This window comes from Candidatus Nanopelagicales bacterium (genome assembly GCA_037045355.1).
Lineage (GTDB): Bacteria > Actinomycetota > Actinomycetes > S36-B12.
The window spans coordinates 103,180-116,604 of sequence record JBAOHO010000013.1 but is presented as its reverse complement, the minus strand read 5'-3'; the positions used below and the strand labels follow the sequence as shown (position 1 = coordinate 116,604).

9 protein-coding genes and 1 other RNA gene are annotated in these 13,425 nt (G+C 66.0%); 2 read left to right on the top strand and 8 right to left on the bottom strand.

Annotated features, from left to right (window positions below):
* Nucleotides 1–23 precede the first annotated feature (23 nt).
* Both ssrA and V9E98_07140 read right to left on the bottom strand, forming a co-directional pair.
* Nucleotides 24–393, bottom strand: a transfer-messenger RNA (tmRNA) gene (ssrA, locus tag V9E98_07145).
* Nucleotides 394–565: 172 nt separating this feature from the next.
* Entirely contained in the window at nt 566–1,237 is a 672-nt protein-coding gene (locus tag V9E98_07140) for an arginine deiminase family protein (protein MEI2716756.1), read from the bottom strand.
* A 548-nt stretch (nt 1,238–1,785) separates the two neighbouring features.
* Here V9E98_07140 and V9E98_07135 point away from each other — a divergent pair.
* Entirely contained in the window at nt 1,786–3,642 is a 1,857-nt protein-coding gene (locus tag V9E98_07135) for a DUF222 domain-containing protein (GenBank protein MEI2716755.1), read from the top strand.
* Between the two features lie 521 nt (nt 3,643–4,163).
* Entirely contained in the window at nt 4,164–4,739 is a 576-nt protein-coding gene (locus tag V9E98_07130; protein MEI2716754.1) for a fibronectin type III domain-containing protein, read from the top strand.
* 29 nt (nt 4,740–4,768) lie between these two features.
* Here the strand turns inward: V9E98_07130 and V9E98_07125 are convergent, their stop codons facing one another.
* The 6 genes from V9E98_07125 to V9E98_07100 all read right to left on the bottom strand — a co-directional run bounded on the left by V9E98_07125 (nt 4,769) and on the right by V9E98_07100 (nt 13,419).
* Complete coding sequence (locus V9E98_07125) at nt 4,769–5,704, bottom strand: amidohydrolase family protein (protein ID MEI2716753.1); 936 nt, start codon at nt 5,702–5,704, stop codon at nt 4,769–4,771.
* Complete coding sequence (locus tag V9E98_07120) at nt 5,701–8,460, bottom strand: EAL domain-containing protein (GenBank protein ID MEI2716752.1); 2,760 nt, start codon at nt 8,458–8,460, stop codon at nt 5,701–5,703. Before V9E98_07120 ends, V9E98_07125 begins: the two co-directional genes overlap by 4 nt.
* Nucleotides 8,461–8,567: 107 nt before the next feature.
* Nucleotides 8,568–10,175 (bottom strand): FGGY-family carbohydrate kinase, encoded by a 1,608-nt coding sequence (locus tag V9E98_07115; GenBank protein MEI2716751.1) that lies wholly within the window; start codon nt 10,173–10,175, stop codon nt 8,568–8,570.
* A gap of 1 nt (nt 10,176) precedes the next feature.
* A complete protein-coding gene (locus V9E98_07110; GenBank protein ID MEI2716750.1) occupies nt 10,177–11,583 on the bottom strand; it encodes an aspartate aminotransferase family protein in 1,407 nt (468 codons plus the stop codon).
* A gap of 54 nt (nt 11,584–11,637) precedes the next feature.
* Nucleotides 11,638–12,117, bottom strand: coding sequence for an SsrA-binding protein SmpB (gene smpB / locus V9E98_07105; protein MEI2716749.1), 480 nt, complete (start codon nt 12,115–12,117; stop codon nt 11,638–11,640).
* Between the two features lie 9 nt (nt 12,118–12,126).
* A complete protein-coding gene (locus tag V9E98_07100; GenBank protein ID MEI2716748.1) occupies nt 12,127–13,419 on the bottom strand; it encodes a peptidoglycan DD-metalloendopeptidase family protein in 1,293 nt (430 codons plus the stop codon).
* Nucleotides 13,420–13,425: the final 6 nt, after the last annotated feature.

Genomic DNA, 13,425 nt, shown 5'->3' with positions numbered 1-13,425 from the left:
GCGGGTCTTACGTGAGTTGAGTTGAGTGGAGGTGCCGGGAATCGAACCCGGGTCCAACGGTGAAGATCAGGGACTTCTCCGAGCGCAGTCGATGTGCGTGTTCTTGGCCTTCCTACTTCTTACGACGCTGCAGGAAACACGGCCACAGTCACTGAAAGATGTTCCGCCGACCCGCGTGACCCGGAGTCGTTGGTGAGCCCCCTGGCGACACCCGACGGTGCGGGGACTGTTCCCGCCGGGCGCCTTCACGGGCTCGCTGTCAGGCAGCGAGGGCGAAGGAGGTGCGGTTTTGTTTGGCACCTATTGGTTTTCCGCGGATGGTTTACGAGGTCACCACGGGTTCTCGGCTCGCTTCTCCCGTCTCGACAGACGCTGTCGAAACCTGTCACCCCCTGTGTAGTTGTGGGCCCAGGATAGGCGCAGCCCCCGACTCCTTCCAACGGAGCAGCAAAACCACAGACCCCGCGGTAACCCCACGGAGGTCACGGGCCCTCACGTTGGCCGCGAATTTCCGGCGCACTTGGGGCAACGTCGGATGCAGAGACGATATTCCGATCCGGTGGCGTCAGCGCAACCGGACCGAGAGGCAGGTGACACAGCCTTCGAGCTTCTCGTATTCGCTGATGTCGACGGCGATCACTCGAAGACCGCGCTCTTCGAACAGACCTGCGCTCCGCGGCGCCGAGGCCGCCATCAAGACCGTGTCGTCGTCGATCACCACGACATGGGCCCCACCCTCCTCTGGAACGGGCAGGAAACGCTCCCACCCGGCCTGGTTGTCCACCAACGGTGGATAGCCGACCACCGTGCCGTCCGGCAACGCCGTGACGCCACTCTTCAGGTGGAGCACCTTGCTGATCGGAACCGGCACAGCGGGGAGGCCGAGGCCTTGCGCGAGTTGCTCGCAGGCGTCGATGGAGGTTCGCCCACCCACCCCGACGAAACAGCGTTCGCCGATCTTGAGGACGTCCCCACCATCGAGGGTGGCGGGCTCCTCGATCCGTGACACCTCGTAGCCCAGTGATCGGATCAGTCGTTCGGCCGCATCGGTCTCGGCACGGCGTTCCGGGGCTCCGGGGCGCGCGATCACGACTCGATCGCGCCACACCACCATCGTGTCCTCGACGAAGACGCTGTCGGGGTTGTCAGGCGCCGGCGGGACCGCGACCGGCTCCCACCCGACCTGCTCCAGTGCGGTGACATAGCCGTCCCACTGACTGCCGCGCGAGGTCGACATCGACGGGCGTGCGTTCGATGTGGGTCACAGAGACCTTGGGCCAACCGGGGACTGGGTTCTCGGACCAGGACACGCATGCAGGCAGCGTAGTGCCCGAGTGGCGGGGCCGGGGGGCAGGCAGGAGCCATCGGCGCTGGGCGCATCGCCGGACGAGTCACGGCCTCGCCGCAGCAGGAGTTGCCGCTGAGAGCGACCAGTCGAGGTCGATTCGAGAGGAACGGGACGAGGCTGATTGCACAGGGGAACGGACGGGGCTGATACCGAGGAGACCGACCAAGTCGAGGCCGAAGGAACTGTCGGACCCCAGGCATAGCTTCAAACCATGGAAAGGACCACGCAACCCACGGGACCGACGGGACCCACGAGCACCTCAAGGGACCCACGGCGCCTCTCGGACCCACGGGACCGAAGGCATCCACGGGACCGAACCGGAACCCACGGCGCCTCCCGGACCCACGGCGCCTCCCGGACCCACGGGACCGAAGGAACCCACGGCGCCTCCCGGACCCACGGCGCCGCCTGGACCCACGGGAACACAGTGGGAGGCAATGGTGCTGGTAGCCGATCCGCACGAGGGATTCGTACCGGTGGATGACCCAGGCGATGGATTGACACCGATCGCCGACCCACTCCACGGTTTCACGCCCGTTGGCGACCCGCTCGACGGCTTCTTGCCCACCGAGGCGCCCCTGCCCTATCCCACGTCGCAGTCAGCCGCTCCAGCCCTCCCAGCGGTCGCCATCAACCGTGCCGCGTGGCTGCGCCATCGCGCCGCCTGGACACATGCCGGCTGGTTCGACGCTCCGCTGCGCCCCGCGGCACAACGGCTACTGATGCTCGCGCCGGGCCCGGCCCTGGTCGCGGCGCTGTCGAATCTGGCGGTTAGAGGCCTGTGTCCTGCCGATCCCGTGACCGGCCATTCCTCGCTGGCGGACCCCAGCGCACCCGGCCGCGTCGGTGTCGGGCGTCCCGGGCAGCCGTGTGCCTGCATGATCGTCATCGCTGCCGCCTGGACAGCCGTGAGTTCTTGGGCGGACGCCCGCCAAACGCGGGCCGTGGTCAACGCCGTCGGAGCCGAGCCGGTCACCGTCACCTGCGACCCCGAGGACCCGCGTATGGGAACCATCGTCGACCCCGCCGTCGACGAACTTGCTCCTGCTCTTCGCCTGTCGCCACGCAGTTGCGCAGTTCGGGTGGCCTCCGCCCGGGCCCTTCGCGAGCAACCTGATCTGATGGTCGCTGTCGAGGCTGGGCTCGTGTCGTCGTGGGCTGCACGCCTCGTGACTCAGGACCTCCAAACCCTGTCGGCTGCTGAGCGCGACGTGGTCATTGACCGCCTCTTGGTTCGTGTCACCGAACGACACCGCGACGGGCTGCGGGCATGGACGTTCAGCGAACTCCGGGCTGCGGTCACCCGCATCGTGGCGCGGGTCGCGGTCGACTTCGCCAAAGCGCGACGTCGAGCTCGCCAGGGCCGCCGCGTCTCCGTTCACGACCTCGGAGACGGCATGGCCGAGTTGATCGCGGAACTTCCCGCTGACATCGCCCACCGCATCTACGGTCGGCTGACTGCCATCTCGCGCGACCTGTCTTCGGACGATTCCCGCAGCCGCGATCAGCAGCGCGCCGATGTATTGGCGGACCTCATCCTCGACAGGCCAGTTGACACCGCTGCCGTGCCGGATACGACGGTCCCGCCTCGGGTGAACCCCAGTTCCGCTCCACCGGGGTCACCCGCCCCAGGCTCCGCTGGGCCGGATCAGTCCGCGCAAAGCTCCTCCGCTCCACCGGGGTCACCCGAGACGCGCCCCCGTCCCCGGCCGTGCGGTCACTGCGGCGAAGCCGATGTTGTGATCGACCTGGCCACCTTGCTGGGCATGGCCTCGGATCCAGCCATGCTGGCCGGCTGTGGTCCGATTCCTTCAGACATCGCTCGGGAACTCGCGGCCGACCGTGCCTGGAGACTATGGATCACGGACTCGACCACTGGACACCTGGTGGCCACGTCGGCCAGCACTTACCGCCCTCCGACCGCGTTGGCCCGCTTGATCCGGGCCCGGGAACCGTACTGTCGCTTCCCGGGCTGCCGCACCACTGCGGAGCACTGCGACCTCGACCACGCCATTCCATGGCCCGAGGGTTCGACGTCCGCACGGAATCTGGGTGCTTTGTGCAGACGGCACCATCGCCTGAAGACCCACACGAACTGGCTACTGAACACGGACATGCCCGCGCCAGGCAAGGGGTTGGCGGCGGGCGGGAGTTCCGCGGCAAGCAAGGACTTCACAGCGAGCAAGGTCTCTGGTTCCGAGACCGGGGCCGGTGCCGGTGTCGGTAGCCGGTGCCGACGACCTGGCTCCACCGGCCTTGCACTGGACCAGTCCGGCCGGGATCACGAGCTATGACGACCCACCCCGGCCACTGCAGGATCCGTGATCCACCATCCGCGCTCTCTGATCCCTGATCCCTGATCCCTGACCCCTGACCCCTGACCCCTGACCAGCGAGCCCACCCCACACAAGCAGTACCCACGAACGGTTCGGCTCGCAGGATCCTTGAGACGGCCTCTGGTTCGGTTCACACGGGAGCTCGGGCGAAGCCTGAAAATGACCCGCACTGCCGGGAGGCGAGACATGAAGACTCACACCGCACCATCAGACATCTCACCCTCGGACGCCTCACCTCAGACGCCTCACCATCAGACGCCTCACCTCAGACGCCTCACCATCAGACGCCTCACCATCAGACGCCTCACCCTCAGACGCCTCACCATCAGACGCCTCACCACCCGGCATCCCACGACGAGGCATCTCGTCATCCGGCCGATGGGTACTGGTGATCATGGTGATCGCAGTTCTCCTGGGATCCGCGCCGGTGGCCGGTGCTGCCGGTCCACCCACCACCGCGCCGACGGGCGTGAGAGCCAGTGCGCCGCCCTGAGACGGCTGGCGTCAGCTGGACCGGGGTCACCGGGGATGTCACCTACTACACGGTCACATCGTCGCCCGGCGGCAAACAATGCACGGTCCCGGCAACGAGCACGGTCTGTCATGTCCCCGACCTCACGGCTGGTCAGACGTACACCTTCACCGTGGTGGCCGGCAACGATGCAGGAATCGGACCAGCATCCACCGCCTCAGCCCCGGTGACGATCGACCCGATCCCCCCGGATCCCGGGATCTCGATAAAGCGCCTGGCCACCAAGGTGACGTCGAACAACGTGAGGTTCCGGACCAAGATGTCGGTCTTCCCAGCGGGTGAGATAAGACAGAAGATCATCAGCCAGCCCGACATGAACCCAGCCAAACAGTGGCTCGAGTGCAAGAAGAAGGAGACGGTCGAAGATGCGGGCACGTACACGTTCAGTTGCCCCATGGGCGGGCAGACCCGAGCTGCGTTGCGAAAGGGAGCCGTCAAGGTGGAGGTCACGAGCTACCTGAAGCCGGTCGATGACGAACGGATCCCCGTCCGCAAGACGTGGACGATCAACCGGAAGAGGTAGCAGGTCTGGCTTTCGACCGGCTCGTCACGTCACAGTTCCGCACTCGACACGGACACCCCGAACTGCCGGGCGGCGTTGCCCCACAGGACAGCCGCCAGCCAATCGTCTCCCAGTTCCCACCGCTCAAGCACGTCAACCTGATGGTCGTATCGGTAAGGGATGTTCGGGAAGTCGGAACCGAAGAACACCCGACCGGCGACACCGAGATCACGGATCGCCGGCAGAACGGCTGCGTCCAGGACGTGCATCTCGCGCATGAAGTCGGTCTCGACCATGGTGGTGTCCAGTCCACAGTTCGGGAACTGCTCCGCCAGCGACACGAACTCGACCTCTTCCGGCATGCCGAAGTGAGCGAAGATCAATGACAGGCGCGGATGGCGCGCCAGCACCTGCGCGATTGGGCCAGGGCCAGTGAATCGGCCGGGCATCGGTCCGGAACCGGCGTGAACCACCACGGGGACACCGATGTCCGCCAACTCCCCCCACACGTCGTCGAGCAGCGGATCACGAGGATCGAAGTCACCGACTTGGAGGTGGATCTTGAACAACCGGCACCCGCGTTCCACGGCGGTGACCACATAGTCGCGCACGCCGGGCTCGGGGAAGAACGTCCCCGTTGCCACTGCTCCGCGGACCCCAGCGGCGAAGCCCAATGACCATTCCGTCAGGAACTGCGCCATCGCTGGCTTGTGGGCATAGGTCAAACCGGCGAACAGTTCAACCCCGAACGAACGCAGAAGGGCCACTCTCTCGGCGTCGCTACCCCGGTACCGAATGGGCCAGTCCCGTCCCACCAGCGGGCCGGCTGACTCGAAGTACCGCCAGACCGCGGCCATCACGCGTGGGGGCATGAAGTGCACATGCAGATCGGCGATCCCGGGAAGCCTCAGATGATCGATGACGTCGGTGCAGGCCCGCGACTCTGGTGACCCGGGTCGCCCTGCGGAGGCACCGATTGCAGTCACTGCGATGACGACAGAGGAAGCACTCCGCTGGTCACTCGGAGCGCGAGCAGCAGGTCCTCCAGGGCGAGAGGTCGGGAGAAGAGGTAGCCCTGCGCCCGATCACACTGCATCCCGCGCAGGAGGTCCGCCTGTTCCATGGTCTCGACTCCTTCGGCGATGGCGACCAAGCCGAGCGAGTGAGTCATCTGCAGCAGAGTGCGAACCAGGATGAGTGAGTTGCGTGAAGAACCCATGGCCCCGACGAATGAGCGGTCGATCTTCAAATAGTCGACGGGCAACTCGGCCAGATAGGCCATGGACGAGTAGCCGGTCCCGAAGTCGTCCAACGCCAACATGCAGCCCAGATCCCGCAGCGATTGGAGCAGGGCAGCGGGCTCAGACTCTCGACTGGCGAGAATGCTCTCGGTGAGTTCGAGAGTGAGTTGCGATGGTGGGACTCCGGCGACGGCCAACGCCTCCGCGACGACGCCGGTCAGGCTGTCATCCAACTGATCCGCGGACAGATTGACCGCCACCGAGATGGGACGCCCCAGGACTTCTGACAGACGTTGGACATCCGTCAATGATCTGCGCAGGACCATCTGGCCGATCTGGCGGATGAGCCCGAGGTCCTCGGCGAGCGGAATGAACCGATCGGGAGACATCAAGGAGCCGTCCGCAGAGCGTAGGCGAGCCAGGGCCTCCACAGACAGAACCTTGCCGTCTGTCAACGCCACGATGGGCTGGTAGTGAACCACCAGTCGATCGGCGTCCAACGCCTCGCGCAGATCCGCCTCTGCCCTGAGCCGTTCAATCAGCGCCGAGCGCATCGTGGATTCGAATCGGACCACCCCGCCGGTCCGCGCCTTTCGGGCGGCAGCCATCGCCAAGTCGGTCTGCTCCAGCAAGTCAGTCGCTGATGTATGGCGATCGTCGACGACCGCATAGCCCATGTCGAAGCCGACCCGGGCGACTCGACCGTCGCTGGTCAGCAGCACATCCAGGGTCTCGTGCAGTTCACGCTCCAACTCACCGATGGCGAACTCCAGGGGATCGGACACCACAATCACCCCGAACTCGTCGGCACCAGTACGCGCCACCACGCGGGCTGAGTCCGGCAGCCGGGCCAGCGCCGCAGCGACTGCCTGGAGGACCTCATCGCCGATAGCGTGGCCGCGGCTGTCGTTGAAGTCACGGAAGGATGTGATGTCCACCATGGCCACGGCTACTGTTCCGGAACGCGCAACCACCAGTTCCTGGGACAGCCTGCTCAGGAAGGCCTCACGATTCGGCAGGCCAGTCAACGGATCCCGTTGCGCGGACTCGGCCAATGCCGCGCGAAGTTGGCGGCGGTCGGTCACGTCTCTCGTGGTCAGAACGAAACCCTCCGCACCTTCACCCTCCAATGGCGTGACCATGGTCTCGGTCTCGTGCTCCACACCATCGCTGCCCCGGAGGACCAACTCATGCGGTCCGCGATCATCAGAGGAATGTGCAGAGCGCAGAAGCCATTGGCCGATCTCGCTCTCGTTCCCCCGCGGAGCCAGGTCGGCGAATTGTGTCCCGACCAGATCCGTGGGCTCGTACCCCAGCATGGGAAGCACCGAGGGCGTCTGAAAGACGATGCGGCAGTCTCGATCAACTACCGTGACGAGGTCCTGGGAATCCCCGACCAGAGCACTGAACCAGTTCGAGCGGGCAGCTGCCTGCAAGTTAGCCGCCAGCCTTTCATCGATGACTTGACGCCGCTCCCGAGCCATGTCGATTCGCCAGATCAACAGGAAGATCGCTCCCACCACCACTGTTCCCGTGAAGAAGGCAACCGCCTCCACCGTTAGTGGCGCGATGAACAGTCGCACCCCAAGGGCCACTGCGCTGGCAAGGAGTAGAGGAAGGAAGGGGATCCCGTGTGACCAGAGGTCACGCAGTTTGGCGGCACGTGGAGACTCCGGCTCCAGGACCGGACGCACGGTGAAGGCTCGCAGCAGGGCAACGGCAGCGGCATAGAAGACCAGCGACCAGGTGACGCTCGACTCCCGATCTGCGTGCTGGAGGCTGTCGCCCACGATGTCGGCGGTCAAGTAGACCAACACCCCACTCTGGAGGAGTACCAACTGCCTGATGGGCAGCGCTCCGGGCTTGCGATTCGCGGCCGCGACCACGACGAACGTCAACACTGCCCCGTACTGCGCCCAGACATCGAACGCCGCGAATGTACTGTCCAACTCGCTTCCGGACCGCGTGTGACTGGGAACAACGAGTGCGACCCAGACGAACGCCAGTGCGAGGCCCGCGAGCACACTGTCGGCGATCACGGTGAGAGCATCTTTGGCCGTCATACGGGGTGGCCAGCACAGCACCACGCTTCCGACGGCCACGAACGGAGCGCCCAGAAGCAGGGGGATTCCTTCGATCCAACCCTCGAAGTAGCCGGTTCGATTGAGGGCAATCAGGTAGGTGACGAACTGACCCAGGTAGATCAAGCCCAGTCCGACACCCAAGAGCACCAGGGCCCAGCGTCGACGTGACAGTTCTCGGGATCGTCGTTCGGCGATGCACGCGACGACGGTTGTCCCCGCGATCAGCATGGTGAAGGCAGCCAGAGCGCGCGGGATGGCAGTGGCGTCCATGATGCCCAGGCGGCCGAAGAAATCGAGGAGCGTGGTGACAGCGGCCATGACCACAGCTGCGGCAACAGCCCATTCCGTGACCCGTCGGAACTCAGGAGAAGCCCAAGCAGAGAGGTCCGGTGCGACGGCCGATGAGTCTGTTCTCATTGCCCTCCCCTCGCCGGGATCGGCACATCCGCAACCACGCGAGGCCCGTCGATCACCTCAGCCTACTCACCAACAGGAACCCTGGCTCGGCCGACAGAAGGGACGGATCACAGGTCGGCGTTCAGCCGGTGATACAGACCCTTCACCGTGCCGTACAGACGACGGTATTCACGGTAGTTCTGGTCGTAGGTCCGCACATCCCGCGGATCAGGGGTGAACTGCTGGGCCACGGGCACGAGCGCAGCAGCCTGATGCAAAGTGAGCTCACCCAGGCAGACCCGGGCCCACAACGCGACCCCGCGCAGTTGCGCGTTCAGTGGATCATCGACCTGCTCGATCCGAACCCCCAGGGTCCCCGAGATGATCGAGCACCAGAGGTCCGACTGAGCCCCACCGCCGAGGATCCGGATGCTGCGCACCTGTTGCCGCAGGAACTTCTGATAACTGTCGAACAGCCACCGGATATTCAGTGCGACTCCCTCGAGGACTGAGCGAACGAGCACCGACCGATCGGTGCGCAGCGACAGATTGAGCCACGTGCCACGGATGAGCCGGTCGTCGACAGGACTGCGCTCCCCCGCCAGCCAGGGAGCGAACAACACACCTTCGCAGCCAGGGGGCACCCGCTCAGCGAGGGCGATGATCTCGTCGTACGAGGGGGGATCGGCCACAGCCGCGGCACCGGCGGCTCCGATGCCGCTGCCCCCGCCGGCCAGCCCGTCGTGCGGCGCGATGATCTGTTCGCGGAGCCAGGCCAGCGCGGCGCCGCCGGTCTCGATGTTGTCCCCCACGAGGTTGAACTGGGGATCCAGCCCGGGCAGAGTCGCGATCGAGTGCAGCACATCGGTCTTCTTGAAGGGCACGCGGGCCGACAGCCAGGCCGTCGTCGATACCGCCAGATGTGTGCCGTACGGCTCGACCGAGCCGCTCCCCACGATTGCTGCGTGCAGGTCCGGGATTCCAGTCACCACAGGGGCACCGGGAACCAGCCCCAGCCGATCCGCGATCTCGGGTTGCAGGGTGCCCTGGACCGAACCGGTCGGGACCAACTCGGGCAGCCATTGCGGATTGCGCCGCGCTCGCACGATCAGGTCGGGATGGTAGCCAGGTTCGGCGCCGGGGCGATTGTCGGTCAGCCAGGACAAGACCATGGAGGCGGGGGTGGCGACGGCGCGCCCGGTCAGGCGGAAGGCGAGGTAGTCGACGGGTTCGAGGACGACTGAGCACCGCCGTCCGATCTCGTGCAGTTCGTGCTGCAGCAGCAGCGCGTGCCCCGTCGGATCCGCGCCGTTGGTGCTCGGCGCTCCGCCGGTGATCCTGACCCAGGGCAGCGCCTTGTGAGGGGCGATCCCCTGCACCGAGAACCGCCCTCCGATCACGTCTTTCATGTGGTCGCGAGCCCGGGTGTCCGCCCACATCAGCACTGGGCCGACCGGCTCGCCATCTTCGCCGACGGGAACACTCGACCCCCATTGGCCCGTGATCCCGACGGCGTGCAAGTCGTGCGGATCCGCACCCGACGACTCCAAGGCCGACCCGACAGCGGTGATCAGGGCATCGGTCCACTCAGCAGCATCCTGGGTCGCCGCACCATCGCGCCCGATGTGCACCGAAACGGGGGTGAGTCCAGTTCCTCGGATTCGGCCGTCGAGGCCGACGACGGCGACCTTGGGACCGCCGCTGCCCAGGTCGATCGCCAGAATCCAGCTACCCATGTCAGGCCCCGTCAGGGGCGACTTCGTGCATGGCGTCGAGCACTCCCGCCATCAACTCCGTCAGTGTGGCATTGCCCTGCGGGGTGCCTCCGAATCCGTACATGGCACCGCTGGCGGCGGGTTCGCCGGCATGCTCGCGGGCGTATGCCACGGCATCGCGCAGCGCAGCCACGAACCCGTCGGCGACACCGTCGCGTGTGTTCGGGCGCGTGACACAGAAGTGCAGAGCCGGGGGCAACTGCAAGGAATTCAGTCGCCACCCGAGTTCCTTCAACCGGTCGTTGACCAGGTAGATGTCGATCTCGGCGTCGGTCGCCCGGAACGCCACCACCCACAACGGATCACCGATCACCTCGATGCCATCGATGTCGGCGACACCTGCGCGGATCACCTCCGCCGCGGCCATGATCTCGGAAGCGGCTTGCAGGTATCCGGAGCGGCCGGTGGTGACCATCGCCGCCCACGTGGACGCGATCAGTCCCCCGGACCGCGACCCGGCGAGACCCGGAGAGAGGTACAGGCCGCCGGGCCAGTCGGGGTAGGTGAAGTACTGGTGGCGCCGCAGCTCTCGGCTGCGGTACAGAAGGGTGGAGGTGCCCTTCAGCGCGTACCCGTACTTGTGCGTGTCCGCGCTGATCGACGTGACTCCGGGGACGCGGAAGTCCCACGGCGGCACGGGGTAGCCCACTTGCTCGACCCAGGGCAGGAGGAAACCACCCAGGCACCCGTCGACATGAAGTCCTACCCCACGCTCCTGTGCGAGATCCGACATCTCACTGATGGGATCGATCAGGCCGTGAGGGTAGTTCACGGCGGATCCGACCAGGGCGATGGTGTTGTCATCGAGCAACTCGGCCATCGCGGCGACGTCGGCACGGAAGTCCGGCCCCACCGGGGCGTGACGCATCTCGACACCCATCCAGTGCGCTCCCTTGTCGAGAGCGACATGGGCGGTCAGCGGCATGACGACGTTGGGATGCTCGACCCCTCGGTCGGCCCGAGCCTGCTCGCGATACGCGTACAGCGCGGTGATGAGGCTCTCGGAGCCACCGCTCGTCACGACTCCGCACGCGCCCCACCCCGCCTCGTCACCGTGCAGCATCGCCAACACCATGGCGATGATCTCGCCCTCGAACTTGGTGGCGCTGGGGTACATGTCCCGCTGCAGCACGTTCGCATGCGAGAACTCGCTGAACACATCACCCAGATACCGATAGTGGTCGTGATCGCCGCTGTAGAGGCTGCCCGAGACTCTGCCCTGATCCCCAGTCTCATCCTCGCGGCGCGCCATCCGCTGGATACGTGCCAGCACCTCGGCCCGGTCGACCGGTTCCGCCGGTATCTCTCGGTAGTTGTCGGCGTCGTTGCGGTACGGCCAGAAACCGTCGACGAAGGCGTCATCACTCATGGGCACGTCCTTGCTTGCGATCCCGTGAGCCTATCGCCGTGGGATGTGGGACGGTCAGTCGTCCATCCCCTTGGCGCGACGACCCAGGGCCCGCTCCGTCTCACGCTTGGCCTCCCGTTCGGCGATCGCCTGCCGCTTGTCGGCCGCTCGTCTGCCGCGGGCCAGCGCGAGTTCGACCTTGGCATGACCACCCGAGAAGTACAGGGAGAGCGGGATCAACGTGACCCCAGACTCCTTGGAGCGCCCGATCAGCTTCGCGATCTCGTGGCGGTGCAGCAGCAACTTCCGCGGGCGACGTGGGTCGTGGTTGGTCCAAGATCCGTGCTCGTACTCCGGGATATGAACCCCGTACAGCCACACCTCGCCGTCCTTGATCGACGCGTAGCCGTCGACGATGCTCGCCCGGCCCACACGCAAGGACTTGACCTCCGTTCCGGTGAGCACCAGGCCACATTCATAGGTGGCGTCGATGAAATAGTCGTGGCGCGCCTTGCGGTTGACCGCAATCTTCTTACGGCCCGATTCCTTGGGCATCCGCCCAGGCTATACGCAGACCTGGACCTTGGGTCCCTGTCCGAACCACCCCTTCGGGCTGTAGGGCAAGCCATTGACGCGCGCCTCGAAGTGCAGGTGTGGACCGGTGGACAAACCCGTCGAGCCCACCCGGCCGATCACCTGGCCCCGCTTGACCTGCTGCCCGACACTCACGGAAATCGTTGTCTGGTGGGCGTAACTGCTGGTCAGCCCATTGCCGTGGGCGATGGTGGTGAAGTTGCCGTAGCCGCCGTTCCAGCCGGCCTGGATCACAGTGCCGTTGTCGACGGCGTGGATCGGAGTGCCGGACGGTGCGCTGATGTCGGCACCGGCATGGCAGCGCGTGTAGTGCAGGATCGGGTGGAAGCGCCAGCCGGCGTCAGAGCCGATCGCGTACCCGGGCAGCGGGAAGTACCACTGGGTGCCGCTGTCGATGGCGTTGACGTCGCCGTTGGTCGCGACTCCTGTCGAGCGAGCGAGCTTGGCGGCGGCCGCGGCGATCTCCTTCTGGATCCGCTCTTGCTCCGCCTCGAGTTCTTCGTACTGCTTCTTGACGTCGGCGCGGTTCTCCTGCGCTGTCGCCAATGCGGCTTCTTCTTGGGCGATCAGTCCGTCGACGATCTCCTTCGCGGCGCGGGCCCCCTCTGCGGCTTCGTGGGCCTCGACCAAGCGCGCCTCGGCTGACTCCTTCTTCTCCTGAGCGACCTTGCGCAGCGCGGTCAGGCGCTGTTCGGTGTAGGCGAGGTCAGCGCGGTCAGCGCTCATCTGATCGAGCTGAGCGTTGTTGGACGCGCTCACCGTGCGGATGGCCGCGAGGCGGTCGGTGAACTCCGACGGGTCACGTGCGTCGAGAACCATCTCCAAGCCGGCGTAGGGACCCATCTGGTAGGCGCGGCGCGCGAAGTCGCCCACATTGGATTCGAGTTCCGCGAGACGCGCCTCGAGAGCGGCGAGTTGCCGTTCCGCTTCGGCGACGTCGGCGGTGGCCTGCTCCAACTCCTGCGCCGCCAGTTGATCGGCGGCCTCGGTGCGTTCCTGTTCGGCCAGGGCCGCCGCCAGATTCTCACGGGCTTCGGGGAGTTGTTTACGGGCGTCGAGGACCTGCTGCGTGGCTCGGGCAACCTTCTTGTTGTACGACAGGACCTCGTCGTGGACGTCGTCGAGGGCGGCATCCACCTTCTGCTTCTTGTCGTGCAGATCGTCGCCGGCGGTCGCTCCTCCAGGAACGATCGCACCCAGGCTCAGCGCCGTTGCAGCCAACAGGGCCACAGCCCCACGGCGGCGACGGCGATGCAGTGGCACGACCAC

Bases quoted from the DNA above. Each gene is read 5' to 3' on its own strand.
- V9E98_07140 (MEI2716756.1), bottom strand. From the start codon at position 1,237: ATGTCGACCTCGCGCGGCAGTCAGTGGGACGGCTATGTCACCGCACTG.
- V9E98_07110 (MEI2716750.1), bottom strand. From the start codon at position 11,583: ATGAGTGATGACGCCTTCGTCGACGGTTTCTGGCCGTACCGCAACGAC.
- smpB (MEI2716749.1), bottom strand. From the start codon at position 12,117: ATGCCCAAGGAATCGGGCCGTAAGAAGATTGCGGTCAACCGCAAGGCG.
- V9E98_07135 (MEI2716755.1), top strand. From the start codon at position 1,786: ATGGTGCTGGTAGCCGATCCGCACGAGGGATTCGTACCGGTGGATGAC.
- V9E98_07120 (MEI2716752.1), bottom strand. From the start codon at position 8,460: ATGAGAACAGACTCATCGGCCGTCGCACCGGACCTCTCTGCTTGGGCT.
- V9E98_07115 (MEI2716751.1), bottom strand. From the start codon at position 10,175: ATGGGTAGCTGGATTCTGGCGATCGACCTGGGCAGCGGCGGTCCCAAG.